Here is a 24,985-nt window from a genome sequence, read left to right on the forward strand (position 1 = left end):
AATCTGAATATGCAAGAAAAAATCGATGGTGCTACCTTATCAATCAAGCGTTTCGCCTTTTACAATCTTGTCGTTGTAAACATACTGTGCGAGCTTCTGAAACACGGGATTCTCATCCAGCGCCCCTGATGCCAGTATCTGTTGTGCATCGGTTCTCGCTGTTTCTAAGGCCCGGTAATCATGTACCATGTCGGCGACTCTGAATTCAGGCATTCCGCTTTGTTTTTTTCCGAAAAAGTCCCCTGGTCCGCGTAGTTTCAGGTCTTCCTCGGACAACTCGAATCCATTAGTCGTTTCCGTCATGATTTTCATCCGCTCTTTTCCGACTTCCCCTTTCGGATCGGCCACGAGAATGCAGTAACTCTGTGCATCCCCCCTGCCGACACGTCCTCTTAACTGATGGAGCTGGGAAAGCCCAAACCTTTCGGCATCATAGATGACCATCACACTGGCATTCGGAACATTGACCCCCACTTCCACTACCGTGGTGGAGACCAGCACTTGGATGTCATTGGCGGCGAACTTCCGCATGACCTCTTCCTTTTCGTCTGCAGGAAGTCTTCCATGCATTAAACCCACAGCCGTTTTCGGGGCGTAAATTTCCTGTAATTGCTGATAAAGTTCAACCGCATTTTGAATGTCGAGCTTGTCTGATTCTTCTATCAGCGGACAAACGACGTACGCTTGATGACCATTGTCTACTTCTTTCTGGATAAACTGCAATACTCTATCCAGCATGTTTTCTTTTACCCAGTATGTCTCAACCTGCTTTCTTCCTGACGGCATCTCGTCTATTACCGATACATCCATATCACCAAAAGCAGTAATGGCCAAAGTCCGAGGTATAGGTGTAGCCGTCATGAATAACACATCCGGATGAAGTCCTTTATCCCTTAAGACACGTCTTTGTTCCACCCCGAATCGATGCTGTTCATCTACTATTACAAGACCTAAATCCTGAAAAACCACTTCCTCTTGGATTAAGGCATGAGTCCCTATAATGATGTCCGCCTGTTTATCGGCTATTTCCTGTAACACTTGCTTCCTGCGTTTCCCTTTCACAGATCCTGTCAACAACACGACGGAAGCCTTGTCGGCAAACAGTTCCTGTAAGGACTGAAAATGCTGCTCAGCCAGAATTTCGGTCGGCACCATCAATGCCCCCTGCTTTCCTGCTGTTATCGTGGCATACAAGGCGATAGCGGCTACAGCCGTTTTCCCGGAGCCAACATCTCCTTGCAGCAGCCGGTTCATCCGGTATGGGGAACGCATATCGGTCATTACTTCGTTCAAGGAGCGCGACTGGGCTGCAGTTAGCTGGAACGGCAATGCTTCCACAAATTTTTCAACGTCTTTCGCTTGATAATCCTGACTATTGCCAAACGTCGATTCCCGTTTACGCTTTCTGAGCAGCTGCATTTTCAGCTGAAAAAGCAGGAATTCCTCGTATGTAAAACGTCTTCTTGCATGTTTCAAAACTTGATGGTTATCGGGAAAATGCATGTGCTTTACAGCTTCCAAACGACCGGGCAGTTTGTAAGCAGACAAATATTCCTCCGGCAAAATTTCCTGCAAGTCATCCTGATATTGAGAAAGAGCTGTCGTGACAGCTTTCTTAATCTGAATATTCGAGACATCGCTCTTTAACGCATAAATCGGCTGGATTTTCGCATCGCTTTTTGCTCTGCCCTTTTGGTAATTACTTACAGTTATCTGTAAACGGTGCTGGTCCCACTTTCCCGTAAGTGTCACCATATCCCCCACTTGTAGTTGTTTTTTGGCAAAAGCCCGGTTAAACATGACAGCTTTGACTGTTACGTGCTCTACTTGCAAATTAAAACTGAGACGGGATTTTCTTTTTCCATAAAAAGTAAGGGAAGGTTCACTGCTCACCTTTCCCTCAATCGTTACTTTATCATCATGTATCAATTCACTCAGTGGTTTGATTTCATAGACATCATAGCGAGCAGGAAAATAAAACAGCAAGTCTTCGACTGTGTAAATTCCTAAACTGTTCAATCCCTGCTCCAGTTTTTCTCCGATTCCTTTCACATTTACTACCGGATCATTCAACACGTTTTTCACTCTTTCTTCATAGGAATTCCATAAATCTTGGCTTCCAGCGACCTGCCTGTAGGGGTCGCCGCCAAACCGCCTTCTGCCGTTTCTTTATGGGCAGACGGCATAGCTCTTCCGATTCGATACATAGCACCGATCACTTCGTCACACGGTATCCTGCTTGTCACTCCGGCCAACGCCATGTCGGCTGAAACAATCGCGTTCGAGGCGCCAGCCGCATTCCGTTTTACACAGGGAACTTCTACAAGGCCTGCGACCGGGTCACAGACAAGACCGAGCATGTTTTTCAACGTAATAGCGAATGCATCGGCACTCTGTTGAGGAGTTCCTCCAGCCATTTCGACAATAGCTGCAGCTGCCATGGCTGCTGCAGAACCAACCTCGGCTTGACAACCACCTGCAGCACCTGAAATCGATGCATTATTGGCAACAACAAAACCAAATGCTCCTGCAGTAAATAAATAGCGGATCATTTCTTCTCTCGTTGGGTGTAGACGGTTTTTGACAGCGAACAAGGTGCCTGGAACACAGCCAGCGCTCCCCGCAGTAGGAGTGGCACAAATGGTCCCCATGGCTGCATTTACCTCATTCGTTGCCACAGCTTTGCTTACGGCATCCAAGAGAAGCTCTCCGGACAGCGGCTGTTTTTCTTGCATGTACTTTTGCAGGAGAACAGCGTCTCCACCAGTCAGTCCAGAATGGGACTTGACTCCTTGCAGTCCTTCTTCCACCGCTTTTTCCATTACCGACAAGTTAGTTTCCATTTGGGCAAAGACTTCTTCACGCGTTTTCTCCTTGACATCCATTTCCTGGCGGATCATTACTTCTGAGATTTTAATGTTTTCGTTCTCTGCAATCCCGACTAATTCAGCAGCATTTCGGAACACATTCAAAACTCCTCTCTGTTGAGTATGGCGCTTTCCCGCTCACACACATTGCATGATGTTACTCTATCAATCTACGATTTTCGCCAACTGCAAAATATGTGATGCACTCTCCAATTCACGCATCACTTCATCTTCCACGTTTTGATCGACTTCGATCACCATCAATGCTTCTTTTCCGATATCTTTACGCGAAACTTCCATCCGTCCGATATTGATCTCATGTTTTGCAAGGATTTGGGTAACGGAAGCAATAGCCCCATGACGATCGTTATGCATGACAAGAATCGCCGGGTGGTTACCGGACAAATGTAGCTCAAAGCCATTTAATTCCGTGATTTCGACTTTCCCACCACCGATTGATATTCCGACAAGCTCCAAATCACCGTCACCGTCGCCTATTTTTATGCGGGCTGTATTGGGATGTTCTGTAGCAGCCTCATCTTCATGAAACGAGACTTTCATCCCCTTTTTTTCTGCCGTTTCAATCGATTTGCCAATCCGCTGGTCGTCTGTATCATAGTCCAGTAAACCGCCAACAATGGCGACATCTGTTCCGTGGCCTTTATATGTCTTTGCGAAAGATCCATAGAGATGGATTTCCGCCCAGGAAGGTTCCCTGCCAAACAAGTTTCTTGCAGCCCTGCCGATTCTGGCCGCACCCGCCGTATGAGAACTGGAAGGGCCGACCATTACCGGACCAATTATATCAAACACAGATTTGTATTTCATACTTCCATCTCCTTTCCCTTTTATTGTAAAGCCAGCCGTAAAGGAATGCCAGCTAATTATGCATTGTCAAACAGAAACTACCAGTGTCCGGAAAGCAATCGCGGGCAAAAAAAGCCCTCTTCCCAAACGAGAGGAGGGCCTGTACTTTTATTCGACTGCTATTATAAAAGCATATATCGGTTGATTGCCTTCATGAATTTCAACTTCTATGTCTTCATAGTTCTCTTCCAAAAAGGCTTCAAGGGCTTCCACTTCTTCCTGCGAGGCATCTTCCCCTTGCAATATGGTGACAATTTCATCTTCGCCCTCTATCATGCCCTCTAAAAGTTCCTTCACGACAGTAAGCTTGTCCTTGTTTGTCGACTTAATTTTACCGTCTGCGAGACCCATGAAATTGCCATTTTCTATCGCCAGACCATCTATTTGCGTATCTCTCACCGCATAGGTTACCTGTCCGGTTTTCACATGTTTGCTTGCTTCCAACATGTTTTTCTGGTTCTCTTCAATGGTTGCATCAGGGTGAAAAGCAAGCAAAGAACTCATCCCTTGTGGAATGGTTTTGGTTGCTACAACAGCGACGTTTTTTTCTGCAAGATCGGCCGCCTGTTCGGCAGCCATAATAATATTTTTGTTGTTTGGGAGGATAAGCACATTGCGAGCATTTGCCTGTTTGATGGCATCAGCTAAATCTTGTGTGCTCGGATTCATCGTTTGTCCGCCCTGTATAACAACCGATGCACCAAGGCTTTCAAATAACGTTTTCAACCCATCTCCCATGGCAACCGTAACGATTCCAAATTCTGAAACAGGCTCCTCTGACTTCTTGTTGTTCTTCTTATCTCCGACAATAGAGGTATGCTGTTCTCTCATATTTTCAATCTTCAAGTTGATTAAGCTGCCAAACCGCTGGCCAAGCGATAAAACTTCCCCTGGATATTCAGCGTGAATGTGGACTTTGACAATTTCGTCATCGGACACAACGAGAAGAGAATCACCGTGCTCCCCCAACTCGTTTCGGAAGGTTTCCTCTTCAAAAGGGTGCTCCTGCAGTTTTTCGTCTTCCAATTTAACCATGAATTCCGTACAATAGCCGAATTCTATATCCTCTGTATTCATGAAATCCTGAGCCATTTTATGATGCTCAGCGTTTACCATGTCATCTAAGTCAACCGTCGACTCGAGGCTTTGAGGAAGTTCTTCGCCTTTCAGGGAAGCCAGCATTCCTTCATAGATGGTTACCAATCCTTGACCACCNCCATCTCCTTTCCCTTTTATTGTAAAGCCAGCCGTAAAGGAATGCCAGCTAATTATGCATTGTCAAACAGAAACTACCAGTGTCCGGAAAGCAATCGCGGGCAAAAAAAGCCCTCTTCCCAAACGAGAGGAGGGCCTGTACTTTTATTCGACTGCTATTATAAAAGCATATATCGGTTGATTGCCTTCATGAATTTCAACTTCTATGTCTTCATAGTTCTCTTCCAAAAAGGCTTCAAGGGCTTCCACTTCTTCCTGCGAGGCATCTTCCCCTTGCAATATGGTGACAATTTCATCTTCGCCCTCTATCATGCCCTCTAAAAGTTCCTTCACGACAGTAAGCTTGTCCTTGTTTGTCGACTTAATTTTACCGTCTGCGAGACCCATGAAATTGCCATTTTCTATCGCCAGACCATCTATTTGCGTATCTCTCACCGCATAGGTTACCTGTCCGGTTTTCACATGTTTGCTTGCTTCCAACATGTTTTTCTGGTTCTCTTCAATGGTTGCATCAGGGTGAAAAGCAAGCAAAGAACTCATCCCTTGTGGAATGGTTTTGGTTGCTACAACAGCGACGTTTTTTTCTGCAAGATCGGCCGCCTGTTCGGCAGCCATAATAATATTTTTGTTGTTTGGGAGGATAAGCACATTGCGAGCATTTGCCTGTTTGATGGCATCAGCTAAATCTTGTGTGCTCGGATTCATCGTTTGTCCGCCCTGTATAACAACCGATGCACCAAGGCTTTCAAATAACGTTTTCAACCCATCTCCCATGGCAACCGTAACGATTCCAAATTCTGAAACAGGCTCCTCTGACTTCTTGTTGTTCTTCTTATCTCCGACAATAGAGGTATGCTGTTCTCTCATATTTTCAATCTTCAAGTTGATTAAGCTGCCAAACCGCTGGCCAAGCGATAAAACTTCCCCTGGATATTCAGCGTGAATGTGGACTTTGACAATTTCGTCATCGGACACAACGAGAAGAGAATCACCGTGCTCCCCCAACTCGTTTCGGAAGGTTTCCTCTTCAAAAGGGTGCTCCTGCAGTTTTTCGTCTTCCAATTTAACCATGAATTCCGTACAATAGCCGAATTCTATATCCTCTGTATTCATGAAATCCTGAGCCATTTTATGATGCTCAGCGTTTACCATGTCATCTAAGTCAACCGTCGACTCGAGGCTTTGAGGAAGTTCTTCGCCTTTCAGGGAAGCCAGCATTCCTTCATAGATGGTTACCAATCCTTGACCACCACTATCCACGACTCCCACTTCCTTCAAAACAGGAAGTAAATCGGGCGTCCTTTTCAGGGAGGCCTTTGCTTCTTCCAATACCGCCTCCATAAAATCGGTTAAATCCCCTGCTATAGGAGCGGTTTCTGCTGCTTTGGCAGCTGCGTCCTTCGCCACAGTCAAAATGGTCCCTTCAACCGGCTTCATTACGGCTTTATAAGCTGTTTTAACACCTATATCGAAGCCCTCCGCGAATGCAGCAGCATCCAATACGGTTTTTCCTTCGACACCTTTGGCGAAACCGCGGAAGAGTTGAGATAGAATAACACCTGAATTTCCTCTCGCTCCCATCAATAATCCCTTAGACAAAGCCTGTGCGATTTCACCTGCTTGATCGGAAACAGTGTTTTTGACCTCATTCGCTCCAGAAGTCATCGATAAATTCATGTTTGTCCCCGTGTCCCCATCAGGCACCGGAAACACGTTGAGAGAATCGATCATTTTCGCATTATTCGTCAAGTGCTGCGCCCCTGCTAAAACCATTTGTGCAAAAGCAGCACCGTCTATCGTCCTAACCGTCACTAATACTTCCTCCTTCTATCCACTAACTGACCAGCATCCGGAGTACTATCCGAAGACAGCTGGTTTTCCTGTCTGTGTTGTATGCCATGTTCATCCATGCCAGAGATCTCTGCTTAATCGACCGTTACCCGGACACCCTGAATATAGATGTTTACCGAGCTAATAGACAATCCCAGTGTCTTATCAAGTGTGTATTTTACTTGGGATTGTACATTGTGGGCAACTTCCGAGATTTTTGTACCGTAGCTAACAATAATATACATATCTATGTGAAGATTTTCCCCATCTTGCCTTACTACAACACCCCGGGAAAAGTTTTCTTTGCGAAGAATTTCTGCCAATCCATCTCTAAGTTGATTTTTAGAGGCCATTCCAACAATCCCGTAACATTCTATTGCTGCACCGCCAGCTATGGTGGAAACCACATCATTGGTGATGGTTACGTGACCATCATTCGTCGTCAGTTCAATGGACATCATGACTCCTCCTTGTATCTGATAAGTATTAAGTAATTTTATTATAACATATGTCTGGATGAAAGCAGTTTCACTATATACAAACCCCTTTATACAATGGACGAAAACGAAACATCTGTCAAGCTGATTTTCTTGATAATCAGGAAAACATCGATTGCATTATTTGTTGTCCTATGATAAATTAAACAAGTATGTGAAGATATTTACGGTTTTAGGAGGGATAAACATGGGACGTAAATGTGTTGTTACAGGTCGTACAACTCGTTCAGGTAATACCCGTTCTCATGCCATGAACGCAAATAAACGTAACTGGAAAGCAAATGTTCAAAAAGTGCGCATTATGGTAGACGGCAAGCCGAAGCGTGTATATGTTTCTGCTCGTGCTTTGAAATCCGGCAAAGTAGAACGCGTATAATCGCGTATAAAGAAACCATTCGTTCGTGCAGGGACTCCTGAGTCTTTACACTTTTTAAAAATGGATGAGAAAAGCAAAAAGCACCCTGTTTAAGGGTGCTTTTTGCTTTTTGAGAAAGTCTGGTGCCGCACTAATGTTTAGTTGCTCAATCTTTTTTAATCGTACCAATGATTGCTCGGACGAATCCTCCAATGAACCTCGGGAGTTTAAAGGTATAGAACTTCATGAAATCCCCCTCCTCTTTTCCGGATGGCTGTGCAGTCACTTTGATTCGTGTATGACTTTATTCATCTTTAAGTACATCACGGCTCTTTATAACCATTAATATGCCTTCACGGAAAGAAAAAGTACCTATTTCTGAAAGAAGGTGGTTGGATATGCATAAAGTTGATCCCCATTCCAATTTTGCATCCTCCAGAGGATAATAAAAATTACGCAGGCTTAAACCAGTTACATTGCTGGAAAAGGGAAGAAAGGAAATGTACGTATAAACTTCATCTTTCCCCACTTGATGGTCACCAGGTAAAGCAAGGGATATCTGGTTTCCTTTATCGATGATGGTTCCGTGAATTCCTCGATTTCTCAATTTATATAGTTGCTGAACATTAGCCAGGCTGTGGTCTACACGTCCACCTGTAACGCCAAAAAAGTAAATCGAGGTGAATCCGAGTTTGATGGCTTCCATTACTGCTAAGTCCAAATCCGTCTCATCCTTTTCAGGAGGAAATGTTTTTACTTCACGCGAGTGTGCGCGAATTTCTTTCATTTCCCCTTTCATCACCGAATCGAAATCCCCGATAGCCAAGTCAGGGACGATACCTTGCTGTACCAGTGTAACAGCCCCCCGATCTGCCCCAATCCAATAATCTACTTCCCGATAATCGGTTAAGTCGGGTACATAGCCTGGAGGTCCGCCTCCCACAATTGCGATTGCCATGTTATTTTTCGTCCCCTTTCCATTGAACCGTTCATCTGTTTTACGCTGACAACAGGCTGAATCCATGTTAAAAGCGAAAAGGCTGCCTGTCCGGCAGCCTGATGTTAATAGGCACTTCTTATCTCTTGAACGGCCTGCTTTCGGTCCTCTTTTGAAAAAACCGCACTCCCTGCCACTAGCACATTTGCACCGGCATTCACACAGGCAGCAGCCGTTTCCTTATTGACTCCGCCATCTACCTCGATTTCAAAATCTAATCCCATCTCGCCTCTCCAGCCAGAGATTTTCTCCACTTTTTCCAGCGCTTCCGGGATAAAACTTTGTCCTCCAAAGCCAGGATTAACGGTCATTACTAACACCAAATCTACTTTATGCAACACCGGTTTGATCAACTCCGCTGGTGTCGCCGGGTTGATGACAACACCGGCTTTCACACCTGTGTCTTTTATCAATTGCAACGTGCGGTGCAAATGGGTGCACGCCTCCTGGTGAACAGTCAGTATATCTGCCCCTGCATCAGCGAATGCTTGTATATACTGGTCAGGATTTTCTATCATCAAATGCACATCAAGCGGAAGGCTTGTGACTGGTCTTATGGCCTGCACCACTAGAGGACCTATGGTAATATTCGGAACATAATGCCCATCCATGACATCGACATGAATATAATCTGCACCTGCTGCTTCTACTTCTTCTATCTCTTCTTTCAATTTTGCGAAATCAGCAGACAAGATAGATGGGGCAATTTTTGTCTTCATCGTTAATACCTCGGCTTTCTATTCTGAATTTCTTCAAAAAACTGCAGATAATGCTGATACCTGTATTCCGGTATCTCTTCCATTTCAACAGCCGCTTTCACGGCACACTTCGGTTCTTTATGATGCATGCATCCTCGAAACTTACAGTCTCCCTGTCTCTCTCTCATTTCCGGAAAACAATCCGGAAGGTCCTCTAAAAGAATGTCCGCGAATTCCAGTGAGCTGAATCCGGGCGTATCTGCAACAAAACCGCCATTGATCTCCACCAATTCAACATGCCTGGTTGTATGCTTCCCGCGGCCGAGACTCTCTGAAATTTCATTGGTCTCAAGGTTAAGACGGGGGTTGACCGCATTTAGTAATGACGATTTCCCAACACCAGACTGGCCGGCTATCACCGATATCTTGTCCTTTATCAACTTTTCCGCTTCAGCCAGACCTTCCTCCTGTTTCGACGAAACCAATTGAACCAAGTATCCGATTCTCTGGTAATCCTCTTGGTAACGAAGGATAGCTGCTTTTTCCCTCTGGTCAACCATATCCATCTTGGAAATAAAAATAACCGGCTGGATTTGCTTTGACTCGACCAAAACAAGAAAACGATCGAGTAATAATGTACTGAAAGCAGGTTTTACTGCTGAAACAACGATGATCGCTTGATCTATATTAGCTACTGGCGGCCGTACCAATTCGTTTTTTCTAGACTTGATATCCAGGACATACCCTTCACCCGGATTGCTTTCTTCAAAATCAACAATGTCACCGACCAGAGGTGTTACTTTATTTTTTCGAAAAACCCCTCTGCCGCGGCACTGAAATATTTCTCCATTTTCTGCTTTGACATAATAAAAGCCGCTCAATGCTTTTATGATCTTGCCGGTTGTCATTTAGTCACCTTCCCCGTCCTCGTATGGCACCGTTTTTTCGGTAATCACTTCATCATCACGCATCACCCGGTATTCCGCACTATCTCCAGGAGGAATCGTCAATTTAATCGTGAATTCGGTATCTTCCGTGATCGTTTCCTGTTTGAACAACTCCGTAATGTCCCGATCTAAATCTCCTACATATATCCTTACTTCCTGCTCAGGATGCTCTACTTCTCCTTGCTCGTCGTCTGGAACCGATTCATCACCTGTGTATTGTACGGTAAAAGTAACCGAGTGATTTACAGGCGGTTTTTGCTCGGGACCAGTCGAGACGAATATTTCCACTTCTGAATCGAGGTTCACATCACTGTATGGTTCTGGCTTCTGCCGGATGACATTACCTTCCTTCACGTCTTCCGAGTGCTCTTCCGATACTGCTACCCGAAGTCCATCGTCTTCAATTGCCTCACGCGCCTCCGATTCTGACATCCCCTGATAGGATGGCAGTGTTACCGTTTCCGGCCCTTTGCTTATCTCAAAAATCACATTGGTTTCGTCAGGAACTACTTCTGCGTCTGGCTGAGGCTGTATTTGCGTGATGATTTCACCAACTGGTCTGTCAGAAAACTTCTCGTAAGCATTGATATTTTTATAACCGGATTGTTCCAGCAGACTCTCTACCTGACTGAAATCCCTTCCGAGATAATCGTCGAACGTCACTTTTTCCTTCCCATCGCTGGTAAAAACAGTAACCGTGGAGCCTTCCTTCACGGTGGTACCTGCTTCCGGATCTGTACTGATGACATTTCCCTCAGGTACTTCATCCGAAAACATGCTTTCCCGTTCCACTTCTAAATTCAAATTGTCCAGCTTGCTTAGTGCTTCTTCATATTCCAATCCGCTTACGTCAATCAACTCGACATCTTTAGGCTGCAAAAGACCAGGAATGAAAAATAAGGCGGCAATCACTCCACCTATCAGAACAAGCATACTGATCAAAATCCAAATGAGTGTTTTTTTCCGCTTTCGTTTTTTATTCGCTTTCCCTTTTACGCCGTTGTTTTTCGTTTGATCATGCACAATCGTTTCTTCTGAGGGATTTGTTTGGAATGCGTCTTCAGTAATGATTGGAATGGCTTTGGTTTCCTCTCCATTTTCCTCCGGAGTCTGGAACTTTTCTTCATCGAGTCTTTCCGGATCAAGAGCGGTTTCTAGATCTTCTTCCATATCATGGACCGTGTCGTAACGATAGAATGGATCCTTTGTTGTCGACTTCAAGACAATGTTCTCCACACTTTGCGGTATATCCGGCTCCCACCTTTTTACGGAAGGTGTTTCACTCTGCAAATGTTTCAAAGCAATGGAAACCGCTGATTGCCCGGAAAACGGCAGCCTGCCGGTGAGAAGTTCAAACAGGACAATTCCCAGGGAGTAGATGTCCGATTTCTTATTCGCCATTCCTCCTCGCGCCTGCTCCGGTGATAAATAATGGACAGAGCCAAGGACGGAATTTGTTTGTGTCAATGAAGTAGCACTCAATGCAACAGCAATGCCAAAATCGGTCACTTTCACATTGCCATAGCTGTCGATCAGGATGTTTTGCGGCTTTATGTCTCGGTGTACGATATCATTTGCATGGGCATGTGTAATTGCCGATGTTACTTGTTTCATGATCGATAAAGCTTCTTCAACAGCAATTGGGCCATACGTTTGTATGTATTTTTTCAGCGTCATCCCATCCACATATTCCATTACCATATAGTAAATGCCTTCTTCTTCTCCGACATCGTAAATATTGACAATGTTCGGATGAGAAAGGCTTGTTGCAGAATGCGCTTCCCGATGAAATCTGGCAATAAATTCTTCATCGTTAGCATATTCGAGCCGCAGTACCTTGATGGCCACTTCCCGTTCCAAGATAATATCCCTTGCAAGATAGACATTGGCCATTCCGCCTCCGCCGATCGTTTGCTTTATCTTATACCTTTCATTCAAGATTCTGCCATTTAGCACTATGATTCACCTTCTCCCGCTGAATCATCATAGTCCACCAAAACTACGGAGATATTATCCTCTCCGCCTCGCTCATTGGCCAATTCGATTAATCGCCGGGCAGAATCCTGTAACGCTTCGGAACTGTTCAATATGTTTTCTAGTTCCTCATCTCGCAATTTATTCGTCAGTCCATCGGAACAAAGAAGCAATTTATCTCCTTTTTCCCAACCAATCGACTGAATGTCAGCCTGAACACCCTCTTCTGTACCAAGCGCTTTTAACAGGACGTTTTTCCTTGGATGGTGCTCTGCGTCTTCCTTGGAAATTTGTCCGGAACGGACTAACTCGTTTACCAATGAATGGTCTTCGGTGACCTGCTTGAAGCCCTGTTCGTTGACTAGGTAACACCTGCTGTCTCCCACATGAGCAATCGTAATGAAATCAACGGAGCAAATCACCGCCACGATCGTTGTACCCATTCCCTCACAATCTGCGTTACTCCGGGAGTATTCCAATATCGACTGATTCACCTGGGTCAATGTCTCAGCCAGCCATGTCTCTGCAGTTTCCGGAGATGTAAATGCTGTTGTTTTTCCCCATATATCGCTAAGCAATGAAGTCGCCATTTGACTGGCTACATCTCCAGCCTTATGACCTCCCATACCGTCAGCTATCACTGCAAGCACCTGGCCATCTGCATTGCTGAAGTAACCGCCGGCATCTTCATTGTGCGCTCTTACTTTCCCTTGGTCGGTCGAATAATAACCGTTCATCTGTTCACCTTCTCTCCTCAAGCATCGCTTTATTTGCCCGATTATCTATGCGTGTAACTGATTTGTCTGATCACATTCTTGTCAAACGGGTTAGAAAGAATCCATCCGTGTCAAATTCATATGGAAAGATTTGCAGCCCCCACTTACTGAGCCCCTCTGCCTTCGTTAAAGCTTCCGGCAATTCATTTACAAATTCCGTGTCAACTTTAAATTCTTCATGGTTAGACAAAAATGCTTGTACAACTGCTTCATTTTCAGCTTTATCAACTGTACACGTACTATATACCAGTTTACCACCTTTTTTTAATAATGCGGACACCTTTTCCAACAATTCAATCTGGATGGCGGATAATGTATGGATATCTTTTTCGTTTTTATGGTATTTAATGTCCGGTTTTCCACGAAGTACTCCTAAACCGGAACAAGGCGCATCCAATAAAATCCGATCAAAATGCTCAGCTTCATATACCTCACCGAGTTTTCTCGAGTCAGCTTGTTTCGCATCTATAATCGTCAAGTCCAGTTCCGCCGCACGAGTGGTAACGAGCTTTGCTTTCTTGCTATGAAGGTCGTATGCATGGATTTCTCCACGGTTGTTCATTTTTTCAGCAATATGGGTTGTTTTTCCGCCTGGCGCACTACAAGCATCGAGCACGGTCATTTCCGGTTCAGCTGCTAACACTTCTGCTGCCAGCATGGAAGTCTGGTCCTGAACAGTTAATGCTCCTGAATGGAATAGACGGCTTTTCAACACATTCCCGGATAACACATTGATACCCTGCGGCGAGAAAATGGAAGATTCAACTTCGTATCCCTCTTCCATTAGTTCCTGCATCGCCTTGTCACGTGCTATTTTCATCGGCTGCACCCTGACGCTGATTGATTTATGCTGTAAATTAGCCAGACACATTTTTTCAGTGGTATCTACCCCATACAAACTAATCCAGCGCTCGACGAGCCATAACGGATGACTCGTTTCAACCGACAATTTTTTTGCCTGGTCATCAATGGTGGAAAAATCAGGGAAGCCGTTCCGCTGCATATTTCGCAATATCCCATTCACAAAAGAGGAGATCCCATTATGCCCCTTTTGTTTGGCAATTTCGACTGACTCATGGATGATGGCATGATCAGGCACTTTATTTAAATAGTGCATCTGGTAAATCGACATATATAACAACCATTTCACCCAGCCATCAATTTTTTTCCTGCGGTCCAGAAAACTGTCCAAAAAATAATCTAAGGTGAGTTTCCGTTGTATCGTTCCGTAAACGATTTCTGTTAGCAACGCTTCATCTCTTTGGTCAAACCCTTGTTTTCGGATAGCCTGATCGATCAGCAAATGACTGAATCCGCCATTTTCACCTACTCTGATCAGGATATCGAGGGCCGTTTTTCGCAATTGATATTTAGCCATTTTCTGCTCCTAACTTTTCACCGGGCTTCATACTGCTTCCGGTACCCCTTAAAAAGTCCCCTGCTTCCATTTGTTTTTTCCCTGCCGGCTGAAGTTTGGTCACTTTAACAGCTTGTTGATCCCCGCAAAGTACAAAGATGCCATCTTCAGACAAGTCCACAATTTCTCCCGGTTCTCCGTCAAATGACTTTTCAACCGGTTCTGCCCACCATACCTTCATGATTTTATCCTGATACGTAGTGAAGGCTACCGGCCATGGATGTAAACCTCGAATTTGATTATAGATTTCTCTCATCGGCTTGGACCAATCGATCCTTTCATCTCCGCGCTTGATATTCGGAGCAAACGTAGCTTTTGTTTCATCTTGTTCCGTTGCCTGCAACTCTCCGGCCAACAGTTTAGGCAGCGTTTCGCTTAACAGATCCGCACCTGCTTCCGAGAGTTTATCATGAAGAGTCCCTACATGATCTTTCTCCTCGATAACGACTTTTTTCTGCGTTAAGATAGCGCCTGCATCCAATTTTTCAGCCATATACATAATCGTAATGCCGGTTTCCGGTTTGCCTTGCAAGATTGCATATTGAATGGGCGCGCCACCACGCAGCTCAGGCAGCAACGAAGCATGGACATTAATACACCCAAAAGCTGGGTATTCCAGGATAGCTTTAGGCAGAATCTGTCCGAAAGCTGCTGTGACAATTAAATCCGGGTTTTGATCAAGGACATATTGATATTCATTTTTTATCTTTTCCGGTTGATAAACTGGTATTCCCAGCTTTTCCGCCTCCACTTTGACAGGCGGCGGTGTCATCACTTTTTTTCTTCCTTTAGGACGGTCGGGCTGTGTCACGGCCAAAACTACTTGATACCCGTCATCGACAAGCTGTCTTAAGACAGGTACAGCAAAATCTGGCGTTCCCATAAATATTATTCGTTTCATGTAAGTCCCCTCTCTACATTAATTGGTATGGTTGCATATCTACATTAATTAATAATTCATTTTGTCGTATGTCTTCTTCAAACATTGCTAAAACTTCACGAATGGACTTACCTAGCCCTGGTTCATTTCTGTATTTTATCATGCATTGATATCGATATCTATCTTTGATCCTTGCCAAAGGCGATGGCGTCGGCCCCAAAATCGATGTCTGAGGTGACAACTGATTGTTCAGCAATAAAGCGATTTTTTTAGTTACTTCAATCGTTTTAGCCTGATTGGGATGTGATACGGTAATCAACGCAAGGAAAAAATAAGGTGGATAATGAAAAACCCTGCGCATTTCCATTTCTTTTTGGTAAAAACTTGGGTAATCGTATTGACTCGCCAATTCCACACTATAATGTTCGGGCGTGTATGTCTGAACGACTACTTCTCCCGGCAGGGTATGGCGACCAGCCCTGCCGCTGACCTGTGTTAATAGTTGAAATGTTTTCTCGGCCGCCCGAAAGTCCGGCAGATGGAGGAGAGAGTCTGCAGCCAATACGCCTACAAGTGTGACATTGGCAAAGTCCAGCCCCTTGGCAATCATTTGGGTACCCAGCAAGATATCCGCCTCCCCATTGCCGAACTGATTCAACAGTTTCTCATGCGCCCCTTTTTTCCTGGTCGTATCCACATCCATCCGGATGATGCGGGCATGGGGTAGGAGTTTTGTGAGTGATTCCTCCACCTTTTGTGTCCCTGTACCGAAATAACGGATTGTATCACTTTGACAAGAAGGACATTGAGCGGGCATTGGTTCTTCATGAGAACAATAATGGCATTTCAGTCTTTCATTTTTGCGATGATAGGTTAAAGCTATGTCGCAATGAGGACACTCGACAACATGTCCACAGTCACGGCACATAACAAAAGTAGAGTAACCGCGCCTGTTGAGAAATAGTACGATTTGCTCTTTTTTCTCCAACCGGTCCTCTATCGCTTCTTTTAGCCGTCTTGAAAACATCGAACGGTTGCCTTCATGCAGTTCTTGCCGCATATCTACCAAATCGACGGCAGGCATGCTTGCATTATTCATCCGCTTGTTTAACGTCAGCAGCTGATAAACTCCCTTTTGAGCTCTCGCATAAGTTTCCAGTAACGGAGTAGCACTGCCTAGCACTACCGGACAGTGATGGTACTTTCCGCGGAAAATAGCCACATCTCTGGCATGGTAGCGTGGATGATCCTCCTGCTTGTAACTAGTTTCGTGTTCTTCATCGATAATAATGATGCCAAGGTTTTCGAACGGGGCAAATACGGCAGAGCGCGCTCCGACCACGACCTGTACTTCTTTTCGTTGAATTTTCCGCCACTCATCAAATTTCTCACCTGCAGAAAGCGCACTATGCAGGACGGCCACATTCGATCCGAACCGTCCCTTGAACCGCTGGACCGTCTGGGGCGTCAGGGCAATTTCCGGCACTAATACGATGGCTTCTTGTCCCTTGTCAATAACTTTCTGAATGGACTGCAGATATACTTCTGTTTTTCCGCTCCCAGTAACCCCGTGCAGTAAAAACACATCATGCTTATCGGCGGCTATGTCATTTTTTATCGGGGCGATGGCTTCCGCCTGTTCTTCCGTCAACTGTAATGGGAGCGTCCGTTGATAGTTTTCATCTTCATACGGATTGCGATATACTTCCTGTTGATAATCGGACAGCAGACCACGTGCTATTAACTGCTTAATGGTTGCCCTAGTTGTTTGCAGAATGGAACACAGCTTTTTCTGGCTAACTGGTTCTGAAATCTCCGCCATATAAGAAAGTATTTCTTTTTGTTTGGAAGCCTGTGGAGGAAGTTCGGCAATGGCTGCTTCTAATTCCATGGAACTTTTTTCAGCCTTTATCATGGTTTCCGTTTTTTTGGTTTCTTTTGACTTAACCAGATAACGGGCTTCAATTAAACCCTCTTGGATCGCTTTTTGTAATGCTGCCAGACTCCCCTGCCGCTCTACGAACTCTTCATAGGCAAGAACATCGCGACCTGCAAAGATTTCCTCTAAAGCAACAGGCAACGTATCATCAGTCAACCGCTGCAATTCTTTTTTATATTTCGCTTTTAGTACTTGCGGCAGCATTGCCTGGTAGGCGGAAATATAAAAACTAAGTGTCTTCTCCGAAATCCATTTTCCAAGCTCCAATAGCTCCGGGGTCAGGACGGGGATAACATCCATCACTTCACTTATATTTTTTAACCGGTCAAAGTCTGAACGATCTGTCAGTTCCAATACAAAGCCCATGATTTTACGAGGGCCAAATGGAACGATCACCCGCATTCCGGGACGAACAGTACCAACGAAATGGTCGGGGACCAGATAATCGAATAAACGATTGGTTTGACTTGCAGGTACATCTACCACTACTTTGGCAATATTCACCGGCTCTCATCCTTCATGGTCGACCCGATCAATACCAACAATTGCTTTGCCACTTCCGTCTTTGCTGCAAGCTCTATCGTTTTTTCCAATCCATGTTTGGAAATGTACGTAACTGCATTGGTATCGGACCCAAAACCTGCACCTGTTGTTTTTATATTGTTGACGACGATCGCATCCAGGTTTTTCGATTCGAGTTTTTTCCGGCCGTATTCCAGAGGGTCCGTTGTTTCTGCAGCAAAGCCCACCAGGTATTGACTCTGTTTCCGTTTTCCCAATTCTAGTAAAATATCTTTCGTTCTTTCCATTTCTACTGTCCAGGCACCTGGTTGTTTCTTCATTTTTTCTTCATAGGTTAAAGCCGGACGATAATCTGCAACGGCTGCCGCTTTGATGACAATATCTTTTCCTTCATATTGTTCCAGCATAGCCTGATACATTTGCTCGGCTGACTCAACGTCAATCCTCCGGACACCAACAGGAGTTTCTAAGCCTACAGGGCCAGTTACCAGCGTCACTTCCGCCCCCATCTTAGCTGCTTCGGATGCGATGGCAAATCCCATTTTCCCGCTGGAATGGTTGGTAAAATAGCGAACCGGATCGACTTTTTCTTTAGTCGGTCCTGCAGATACGAGTACCCGCTTTCCTTTCAAGGTGGGAGTTGTCTCTCGCTTATTCAAGTCATCTTTGATGACTTCGACTATCGCTTCGGGCTCTTCGAGGCGTCCCTTGCCAACATAACCACAGGCAAGCAATCCATTTCCAGGTTCTATAAAACGGTACCTCCATCCTTCCAAAGTTTTCATATTTTCTATTACTGCAGGATGAGCATACATATGGACATTCATGGCAGGAGCGATATAGACAGGAGCCTGGGTTGCCAGTAGCATCGTGGACAACATATCATCCGCCAACCCGTTCGCCATTTTTCCAATGATATTTGCTGTCGCAGGCGCTATCAAAACAAGATCGGCCCAATCAGCAAGGTCTATATGGGCTATCTTTGCGGGATCTTTTTCATCAAATGTGTCTGTAAAAACGGGGTTCCGTGAAAGTGCCTGGAACGTCAAAGGTGATACAAACTTGGCTGCACTTTCCGTCATCACTACCTTCACGTCGGCTCCAGCCTGCGTCAACCTGCTTGTCAGTGTGCAAGCCTTATAAGCAGCAATGCCACCTGTTACTCCCAAGACGATTTTCTTGCCGTTAACCATATTATTCTCCCCTTTCATGCAACAAACTGCTGCAACATTTTGCTATTTCTGCATCGATCAGCTATATTTTTTTGATAATTGTAAAGCCATAATACGAATATCCGGCCAGATTGCAGTCAAGCAAATTGGTTACTGTGTATTCTCTCCGAATGGCCAATACGGATACCCATCGGAAACCGCCTCGTTAACAAAAGGAAGCCCTTGCAGCTGGAAGGCAGCAAGGGCGGATAATGGTTTCCTCTTCACGGGGAAAAATATCATAACCGAAACCGTGAACTATCTACTCTTCGTCCCGGCTGAATGTAAGTTTTTCATTCTGGATTTCTTCCAGGGCGATACCTACATACTTGTTTGATTTCGGCTTTTCTACCAAATAACTTTTTGTTTCCTGCATTTGACGGGCTCGCCGAGCAGAAAGTGTCACCAACGTATATTTCGAGTTGATTTTCTCTTGCAGTGCGTCGATAGACGGTTCTAACATCATCCCAGTTCAGCCTCCAGTACTTTTTTATATTGTTTTGCGACTCGGTCGCGTTTACAATGTTCACTCTTTACGATTGATTGTATTTTATCGACAGCTTTGTCTATTTGATCATTTACGACAACATAGTCATAAGCATCCATCATTTCAATTTCTTTTTTGGCTTCTGTCAATCTGTTGTTCACAATATCCTCTGTCTCCGTTCCCCTATTGATGATTCTGTTCGCAAGTTCTTGCAGGCTTGGTGGAAACAAAAAGATGAACACACCTTGCGGGAAATTTTTCTTAACCTGAAGTGCTCCCTGGACCTCGATTTCCAAAAACACATCTTTCCCAGAATCCAGCGTCTCTTCCACATAATCACGAGGCGTGCCATAATAATTCCCGACATACTCTGCATACTCCAGCAAGCGGTTGCCGTTTATTAACTCCTCGAATTCATCCCTCGTTTTATAGAAATAATCGACACCATCGACTTCTCCTTCACGTTTACCTCGAGTAGTCATGGAAATAGAGTATTTCAATTCCGTATCTTTTTCGAACAAAGCCTTTCTTACAGTCCCTTTTCCAACACCCGAAGGTCCTGACAAAATAAATAATATCCCTTTCTCTTTGATCAAAATGCTTCCTCCTAGCTATTCATCCGAAATCTCATCATTACTGATCACCCGTTGTCCAACTGTTTCCGGCTGGACAGCTGATAACACGACATGATCACTGTCCGTTATAATGACTGCCCTTGTACGTCGACCATACGTGGCGTCCACCAATTTATTATTATCTCGTGCTACTGTTATGATTCTCTTGATTGGAGCGGATTCCGGCGAAACAATCGAAATAATCCGATTGGCCGAAACCACATTGCCAAATCCTATATTTATCAATCGCAAGCTCACCATGTATTCCCCCTTTTCCAGGTTCTCTGCCCAGTCTCACTATTTTTCATTACCGTAAATGGAACCTTATACAATCGGCTGAAACATTATTCAATGTTTTGAACCTGCTCTTTGATTTTTTCTATTTCGCTTTTTAAATCGACGACCTTCTCGCTAATCTGTATATCGTTCGATTTAGAACCAATCGTATTCGTTTCCCGGTGCATCTCCTGAACGATAAAATCTAGTTTCCTGCCAACCGAACTTTGCTGAAGAAGCGTATGTCTGAATTGGTTCACATGACTTAAGAGCCTGGTTACCTCCTCCGTTATGTCGCCCTTCTCTGCGAGTAAAGCAGCCTCTTGGATAATTCTCGCATCTTCCTTGATTTCACCTTGCAAATAGTCTTGAATCCGATTGATTATTCTATCTCGATACTCCATTATAACAATATCTCGTCGTTCTCCCAACCATTTTGAAAGCTTTTCAATGTTTTCAACCCTGGACAGCAAATCTTTAGCTAATTCACCGCCCTCCTTCTCTCGCATTTGATATGCCTGGCTGCAGGCACCTTGTACGGTTTCGAGAAGCGATTCGGACAATCCGTCGAACTCCTGTCCCACTTCTTCGACTTGGAACAAATCAGAAATCCCGGTCGCCATTTCAAGGGGGATTTCACCAGCCAGATGATATGTATCCTTTATGGTTCGTAAGTGCTCTATGTATTGATCCATCAATTTCCAATCAACTACGAGGTTTCTGCTAACCAATGCGCCCCCCTCTAGATGGATGTGAACTTCTACGCGCCCCCTGTTGAAATATTCCTTGATTTTCTGCTTTATTTCCTCTTCCAAGTATAAAATGGTCTGCGGGATTTTAGCTGAAATATCTAAAAAACGGTGATTGACACTCCTTATTTCTACAGTAATATCCATTCGATCAATGGCACATACCTTTCTGCCATAGCCTGTCATACTCCGAACCATGATATCACGCCTTTTTGCTAAAACTGAATCCGTTTCGTAAGATTCTTTTTTTCCAACCACTGCAATCAACCATACTTTATCATAACAAAATTTTATCATTCTGCCTATCATCTAACCTATTAATCACTGAGAATAGGCTGGACATTTTCCTTATCAGATCGAATCTGGCCATACAACAAAGAAGCCAGGACAAAAGAAAAGCACCAAAGTAAATAACGTACGAATTAAAACTACCAATCCAACTTAATTCCGTTTTTTTGTTCCTTAGATAGACTTTCTTTTATCCTGTTGTTTGATGCGTGCTTCGTATCGCTACTGCAAGACACTACGCTTTCGGACGGGCACGGCTTCAACTTCCTCAGAAAGCACCAAACGCTTTCTTGCGGGATTTTCAGCTCGTGCTGTTCCCTTAGGAGTCTCCGTATCTTGCCTTCGTTACGTTTTCGTTGTCTAATTTCCATCAACAAGACAAGTTGAATAGAACCGTATTCTTCTATTGCTGATTGGGATCCCAAACAGTGTCGAAGACGTAAAGGCAGCATATAGGGGACCCTTATTATTCGAAATATAAAGGGGCTGACCAACAGTATAAAATGGATAAAGAAGTACTCCTTGTTTTTATGCGGCTTCACTTTCTACCCTTAACTTCAATGACAACACGGAAATCATGCCAGAAAAGAAAGTATCTCCAACGAACAGAGGCAAGGTACACAAACTCCCGCGGGGGGATGAACGCGAGCTGAAGATCCACTTGGCAAAGCATTCTTCTTTGCCAAGTTAGCTGAAGCCGTGCCCGCGAAAAGCGAAGTACCTTGCCGGAGTGGAGCGTTGCTCTTTTTAAAAGTGAATGCTAGAACGGTCTACCTTCTACCAAAAAAACCGAACGAATTGGTGAACGTCCGGCTCTTATATTGGTCACGATGCATTTGTCAAAGTCCCTTTGTTTCTTTCGCATACACTTTATTTTTTTGTGAAACCGAAAAGTACTGTCGGAATTGCGGAGAGCGCAATGATCAGCACCCAATCTTTTAACAACAAGTCCATCGTGTGAAAAACTTCCTGCAGTGGATCTACATAAAGTACAACTAGCAATAACAACATCGAAGAGATAACAGCTCCGACCAGATAGAGGTTTTGAAAGGGATTCCTGGAAAATACGGAGCGCTCTGACCGGCAATCAAATACATGAATCAATTGAGCCATCACCAATGTCGTAAAAGCCATCGTCTGGGCATATCGGAGGTTGTCAGGGTTGTCCTGGTAGGCAGTCATAAACGCAACGAGCGTCACCAGACCAATCAATAGCCCACGGCTGATAATTTTAAAACCAAGCCCACGAGAAAATATTCCTTCCTTAGGGCTTCGCGGCTTCCGGCGCATGACGTCCTGCTCTGGCTGGTCAAGTCCGAGCGCCATTGCCGGCAGACCATCTGTAACCAGGTTGACCCAAAGAATCTGAACAGGAATTAGAGGCAGCGGTAAAGCGAGCAGCATCGCAAAAAGCATGACGAGAATTTCACCTACGTTGGAAGCGAGTAAATAACGGATAAACTTCCGAATATTTTCGTATATATTTCGTCCTTCTTTGATGGCAGACTTAATGGTTGCAAAATTGTCGTCCAGCAATACTAGAGAGGATGCTTCTTTTGCTACATCTGTCCCGCTATTGCCCATGCTAATGCCAATATCGCTAGCCTTGATGGCTGGTGCATCGTTTACTCCGTCACCAGTCATTGCTACGACATGTCCCTTTTTCTGAAAGGCTTTGACAATTTTCAATTTATGCTCCGGTGTTACCCTTGCAAACACGTAAACATCATCAATAACCTCGCTTAACTGCTTTTCATTCATCGTACTGAGCTGGCTCCCTTCCAGCACCAGTCCATCTTCGGGTAAAAGCTCCAAATCCCTGGCTATCGCTCTGGCGGTTAGAGCATGATCGCCTGTAATCATCACTGTTTTTATACCAGCTTGCCGGCACTCGGCTATTGCCCCTTTTACTTCCTTGCGTGGAGGGTCAATCATCCCTGTAATACCGAGCAAGGTTAAATCTTTTTCAAGGCTGAAATCGTCGGGAATCTGGTCAGATGGAACAGATTTCACACCAATGGCAATCGTTCGCAGTGCATTTCCCGCCATTCTCGATACTGCCTGTTCGAAGGCGGAACGGTCTGCCGCCTTCATTGCTCTTCGCTGCCCATCTACAATAAATGCAGTCCTTTCCAATAACACGTCGGGTGCTCCTTTTGTTATGGCAAATCGGTTTTGCTTCTCATCCTCGACCAGGACTGTCATCCGTTTTCTATCTGAGTCAAAAGGAATTTCTTTAATGATTTTAAAGGAGGCGGCTGCCTCCTTTGTCACCCCGGCTTTGCGTGAAGCCACCAGGATTGCCCCTTCTGTCGGGTCGCCATCCACTGTCCATTTTCCTTTTTTGTCCACTAGCGAGGCATGATTGCAAATGGTTCCAAAAAGCATCATGGAACGGAGCTGGTCCGGGAGTACTTCTTTTTTGCCTTCGAAAAAAGCACCATTGGTGTCATACCCTTCACCGGTGACGTGATACCATTTACCAGGCATATATATTTCTTTTACCGTCATTTGGTTTTCTGTCATCGTTCCGGTTTTATCAGAGCATATCACCGATGCACTGCCTAGTGTTTCCACAGCGGATAGCTTCCTCACGATTGCTTTCCGTTTGATCATCCGTTGGACTCCCAAGGACAATGCCACCGTTACGATTGCCGGAAGTCCTTCCGGAATAGCAGCTACTGCCAATGAAACGCCGGCTAAAAACATTTGATATAGCGGATGGCCCTGATAAACTCCAATTACAACAACAAAAAGGGTTAATAAAAGGGCGATGATAATTAGTATTTTCCCGAGTTCTGCCAATTTCTTCTCTAATGGAGTCGCCATCTGTTCCGTTTTTACCAACAAGGAAGCGATTTGGCCCACGGCAGTATTCATTCCCGTTGCAACGACGATGCCCTCTCCAGTTCCTCTGCTTGCCAGTGTCCCCATAAACAGCATATTTTTCTGGTCCTGCGGCTCCAAATGGCCCTTCCCCATAGCAGCGGTTGCTTTTGCTACAGGTAATGATTCTCCTGTTAAAGCAGATTCCTCCATTTCCAAACTTGACATCTTCGTCAACCGGACATCCGCCGGCACCCTGTCTCCGCTGGATATTTTAATGTAATCTCCGACTACAATCTCTTTGGAAGGTATCTTGATCCACTCACCTTCTCTTTTCACATGGGCAAGCGGAGCCGAAAGTTCTTTCAGTTTGGCAAGTGATTTCTCTGCACGTTGTTCCTGGAAGAATCCAATAAAACCATTGATCAAGACAATAACCATGATGGCGATCGCATCGATATATTCTCCGAGCATGCCGGAAACGAGTGTAGCAGCTAATAAGACGAGCACCATGAAATCCTGAAACTGTTTCAGGAATACAAGCCACAGAGGTGTCTGTTTTCCATCCTCCAGGACATTGGCGCCCATTTTTTTCCTTCTATTTTCCGCATCCGCATTTGAAAGTCCCTTTTCTAGATCGACTCCTAGTTTTTGTGCTGTTTCCTCCGATTTTAATTGGTACCATTTCACATCGCATTCCTCCAAATCCTAGTCTGTCTGTTGTATATGTATTCAGACTCGTCCTAAAAAATG

The 24,985-nt window shown here is 44.7% G+C and carries 21 protein-coding genes and 1 pseudogene; 1 reads left to right on the forward strand and 21 read right to left on the reverse strand.

Features of this window, described 5'->3' with window-relative positions; genetic code table 11:
• Positions 1-39 precede the first annotated feature (39 nt).
• The 6 genes and pseudogenes from recG to BN1067_RS15350 form a co-directional block, all read right to left on the reverse strand.
• A complete protein-coding gene (gene recG / locus BN1067_RS15325; RefSeq protein ID WP_407701374.1) occupies positions 40-2,085 on the reverse strand; it encodes an ATP-dependent DNA helicase RecG in 2,046 nt (681 codons plus the stop codon).
• A complete protein-coding gene (sdaAA, locus tag BN1067_RS15330; RefSeq protein ID WP_053219705.1) occupies positions 2,082-2,966 on the reverse strand; it encodes an L-serine ammonia-lyase, iron-sulfur-dependent, subunit alpha in 885 nt (294 codons plus the stop codon). The genes recG and sdaAA overlap by 4 nt, the downstream gene beginning before the upstream one ends.
• Positions 2,967-3,032: 66 nt before the next feature.
• Complete coding sequence (gene sdaAB / locus BN1067_RS15335) at positions 3,033-3,695, reverse strand: L-serine ammonia-lyase, iron-sulfur-dependent subunit beta (protein ID WP_053219706.1); 663 nt, start codon at positions 3,693-3,695, stop codon at positions 3,033-3,035.
• A 147-nt stretch (positions 3,696-3,842) separates the two neighbouring features.
• Positions 3,843-4,964: pseudogene (locus BN1067_RS15340) on the reverse strand (DAK2 domain-containing protein); the annotation flags it as partial.
• A gap of 129 nt (positions 4,965-5,093) precedes the next feature.
• Positions 5,094-6,761, reverse strand: coding sequence for a DAK2 domain-containing protein (locus BN1067_RS15345; RefSeq protein ID WP_053219707.1), 1,668 nt, complete (start codon positions 6,759-6,761; stop codon positions 5,094-5,096).
• A gap of 113 nt (positions 6,762-6,874) precedes the next feature.
• On the reverse strand, positions 6,875-7,237 hold the full coding sequence (locus tag BN1067_RS15350; protein ID WP_053219708.1) for an Asp23/Gls24 family envelope stress response protein: 363 nt from the start codon (positions 7,235-7,237) through the stop codon (positions 6,875-6,877).
• Positions 7,238-7,463: 226 nt separating this feature from the next.
• Between BN1067_RS15350 and rpmB the strand changes: the two genes are divergently transcribed.
• Positions 7,464-7,652, forward strand: a complete 189-nt coding sequence (rpmB, locus tag BN1067_RS15355) for a 50S ribosomal protein L28 (RefSeq protein WP_026570405.1) — start codon at positions 7,464-7,466, stop codon at positions 7,650-7,652.
• A 145-nt stretch (positions 7,653-7,797) separates the two neighbouring features.
• Here the strand turns inward: rpmB and spoVM are convergent, their stop codons facing one another.
• The 15 genes from spoVM to BN1067_RS15435 form a co-directional block, all read right to left on the reverse strand.
• Complete coding sequence (gene spoVM, locus BN1067_RS15360) at positions 7,798-7,878, reverse strand: stage V sporulation protein SpoVM (RefSeq protein WP_053219709.1); 81 nt, start codon at positions 7,876-7,878, stop codon at positions 7,798-7,800.
• A 57-nt stretch (positions 7,879-7,935) separates the two neighbouring features.
• On the reverse strand, positions 7,936-8,589 hold the full coding sequence (locus BN1067_RS15365) for a thiamine diphosphokinase (RefSeq protein ID WP_053219710.1): 654 nt from the start codon (positions 8,587-8,589) through the stop codon (positions 7,936-7,938).
• Positions 8,590-8,693: 104 nt separating this feature from the next.
• Positions 8,694-9,347 (reverse strand): ribulose-phosphate 3-epimerase, encoded by a 654-nt coding sequence (gene rpe, locus BN1067_RS15370; RefSeq protein ID WP_053219711.1) that lies wholly within the window; start codon positions 9,345-9,347, stop codon positions 8,694-8,696.
• Positions 9,348-9,349: 2 nt separating this feature from the next.
• Positions 9,350-10,234 (reverse strand): ribosome small subunit-dependent GTPase A, encoded by an 885-nt coding sequence (gene rsgA / locus BN1067_RS15375; RefSeq protein WP_053219712.1) that lies wholly within the window; start codon positions 10,232-10,234, stop codon positions 9,350-9,352.
• Positions 10,235-12,229, reverse strand: coding sequence for a Stk1 family PASTA domain-containing Ser/Thr kinase (gene pknB, locus BN1067_RS15380; RefSeq protein ID WP_053219713.1), 1,995 nt, complete (start codon positions 12,227-12,229; stop codon positions 10,235-10,237). It abuts the gene before it with no gap.
• Positions 12,229-12,984: a Stp1/IreP family PP2C-type Ser/Thr phosphatase gene (locus BN1067_RS15385; protein WP_053219714.1), complete on the reverse strand. Its 756-nt coding sequence runs from the start codon at positions 12,982-12,984 to the stop codon at positions 12,229-12,231. The genes pknB and BN1067_RS15385 overlap by 1 nt, the downstream gene beginning before the upstream one ends.
• A 70-nt stretch (positions 12,985-13,054) precedes the next feature.
• The gene (rsmB, locus tag BN1067_RS15390; RefSeq protein ID WP_053219715.1) at positions 13,055-14,401 is read right to left on the reverse strand and encodes a 16S rRNA (cytosine(967)-C(5))-methyltransferase RsmB; all 1,347 of its coding nucleotides are present in this window, start codon (positions 14,399-14,401) and stop codon (positions 13,055-13,057) included.
• Positions 14,394-15,341, reverse strand: a complete 948-nt coding sequence (fmt, locus tag BN1067_RS15395; protein WP_053219716.1) for a methionyl-tRNA formyltransferase — start codon at positions 15,339-15,341, stop codon at positions 14,394-14,396. Before fmt ends, rsmB begins: the two co-directional genes overlap by 8 nt.
• 13 nt (positions 15,342-15,354) lie before the next feature.
• Positions 15,355-17,763 (reverse strand): primosomal protein N', encoded by a 2,409-nt coding sequence (gene priA / locus BN1067_RS15400; RefSeq protein ID WP_053219717.1) that lies wholly within the window; start codon positions 17,761-17,763, stop codon positions 15,355-15,357.
• Positions 17,760-18,974 carry a bifunctional phosphopantothenoylcysteine decarboxylase/phosphopantothenate--cysteine ligase CoaBC gene (coaBC, locus tag BN1067_RS15405; RefSeq protein WP_053219718.1) on the reverse strand — a complete coding sequence of 405 codons (1,215 nt, stop codon included), beginning with the start codon at positions 18,972-18,974 and terminating at the stop codon, positions 17,760-17,762. The genes priA and coaBC overlap by 4 nt, the downstream gene beginning before the upstream one ends.
• A 280-nt stretch (positions 18,975-19,254) precedes the next feature.
• Positions 19,255-19,458 carry a DNA-directed RNA polymerase subunit omega gene (gene rpoZ, locus BN1067_RS15410; RefSeq protein WP_110943516.1) on the reverse strand — a complete coding sequence of 68 codons (204 nt, stop codon included), beginning with the start codon at positions 19,456-19,458 and terminating at the stop codon, positions 19,255-19,257.
• On the reverse strand, positions 19,455-20,075 hold the full coding sequence (gene gmk / locus BN1067_RS15415; protein ID WP_053219719.1) for a guanylate kinase: 621 nt from the start codon (positions 20,073-20,075) through the stop codon (positions 19,455-19,457). Before gmk ends, rpoZ begins: the two co-directional genes overlap by 4 nt.
• A gap of 15 nt (positions 20,076-20,090) precedes the next feature.
• Positions 20,091-20,351 (reverse strand): extracellular matrix/biofilm regulator RemA, encoded by a 261-nt coding sequence (remA, locus tag BN1067_RS15420; protein WP_026570417.1) that lies wholly within the window; start codon positions 20,349-20,351, stop codon positions 20,091-20,093.
• Between the two features lie 86 nt (positions 20,352-20,437).
• Positions 20,438-21,415, reverse strand: coding sequence for a YicC/YloC family endoribonuclease (locus BN1067_RS15425; protein WP_234400715.1), 978 nt, complete (start codon positions 21,413-21,415; stop codon positions 20,438-20,440).
• Positions 21,416-22,276: 861 nt separating this feature from the next.
• A complete protein-coding gene (locus BN1067_RS15435) occupies positions 22,277-24,922 on the reverse strand; it encodes a calcium-translocating P-type ATPase, PMCA-type (protein ID WP_053219721.1) in 2,646 nt (881 codons plus the stop codon).
• Positions 24,923-24,985: the final 63 nt, after the last annotated feature.

Origin of the sequence: Virgibacillus senegalensis (assembly GCF_000821245.2) — a bacterium.
Classification (GTDB): Bacteria; Bacillota; Bacilli; order Bacillales; family Amphibacillaceae; genus Sediminibacillus; species Sediminibacillus senegalensis.